Source organism: Dactylosporangium sp. NPDC050688 (genome assembly GCF_040654515.1).
Classification (GTDB): domain Bacteria; phylum Actinomycetota; class Actinomycetes; order Mycobacteriales; family Micromonosporaceae; genus Dactylosporangium.
Map to the genome: position 1 here is coordinate 1 of NZ_JBFAIC010000187.1, position 1,316 is coordinate 1,316.

The window sequence follows — 1,316 nt, forward strand, 5'->3', positions numbered from 1 at the left end:
TGTTCCGCCCCGGGTTAGATGGAGACATCGAAACCTGGAGGAACACCGGCAATGCCTGCACCGAAGAAGTACAACGATGAGCTGCGTGAGCGTGCGACCCGGTTGGCGGTCGAGGCCCGCCGGGATCCGGCGTCGGCGGTCGGTGCGATCCGGCGGATCGCCGACCAGCTCGGGGTTCATCCGGAGGCGTTGCGGACGTGGGTGAAGAAGGCCGAGACCGACGCCGGTGAGCGGCCGGGCACCAGCAGCAGCGACGCCGAACGCATCGCCGCCCTGGAGCGGGAGAATCGTGAGCTGCGGCGGGCGAACCAGATCCTGAAGTCCGCGGCGTCTTTCTTCGCGGCCGAGCTGGACCGGCCGTCGCGATGAGGATCGACTTCGTCGACTCCCAGAAGGAACAGCACGGTGTCCAGCCGGTCCTGCAGGCCCTCCAAGACACGCCGGCACAGATCGCACCGTCGACCTACTACGCTGCCAAGACCCGCCCGGCCTCGGCCCGGTCACGACGCGACAGCGAACTGACCGAGATGATCAAGCGGATCCATCGAGAGAACTACGGCGTCTACGGCGCCCGCAAGATCTGGCACGAGCTGCGCCGGCGTGGCGTCGAGGTGGCCCGGTGCACGGTCGAGCGGCTGATGCGCGCCGCCGGGCTGCGTGGGCTGCTGCGTGACAGGTCACCGCGCACGACCCGGCCCGCGCCGGAGACCGGACGCCCCCGTGACCTGGTCAAACGGGACTTCACCGCGGCCGGGCCGAACCAGCTGTGGGTCGCCGACCTGACCTACGTGCGCACCAGTATGGGCTGGGTGTACGCCGCGTTCGTGCTCGACGTGTACGCCCGCATGATCGTCGGCTGGCAGGTATCCACGTCGCTCTACACCGACCTCGCGTTGGACGCGCTGAAGATGGCGATCTGGCGGCGCGAGCATCAGGGCGCTGACCTGCAAGGACTGGTCCACCACTCCGACCGCGGCGTCCAATATCGAGCGATCCGCTACAGCCAGCGGCTCGCCGAGGCCGGCGTCGTCGCCTCGGTCGGCGCCAAGGGCGACTCGTACGACAACGCGATGGCCGAGGCGTTCAACTCCCTGTACAAGGCCGAACTCGTCCGGAACCGAGGGCCGTGGCGCGGGCTCGACGACCTGGAGATGGCCACCGTCGAGTACATCGACTGGTACAACAACCGACGCCTGCACGGCGAGCTCGGGCACCTCCCACCTGCCGAGTACGAGGCACTACACACGATGACCCAGCCGGTCACCGTATCCCCGAAAACCAGCTAACCAACTCTCCATCAAACCCGGGGCTTGACA

At 67.8% G+C, this 1,316-nt stretch carries 1 protein-coding gene; it reads left to right on the forward strand.

The genetic code is table 11. The features are described from left to right. Window positions 1-51: 51 nt before the first annotated feature. Window positions 52-1,286, forward strand: a protein-coding gene (locus AB0H83_RS51875; protein ID WP_360111494.1) for an IS3 family transposase whose coding sequence is annotated in 2 segments (ribosomal slippage) — window positions 52-331 and window positions 331-1,286 — 1,236 coding nt in all. Because the reading frame shifts where the segments join, the coding sequence is not laid out codon by codon here. The last annotated feature ends 30 nt before the right edge of the window (window positions 1,287-1,316 follow it).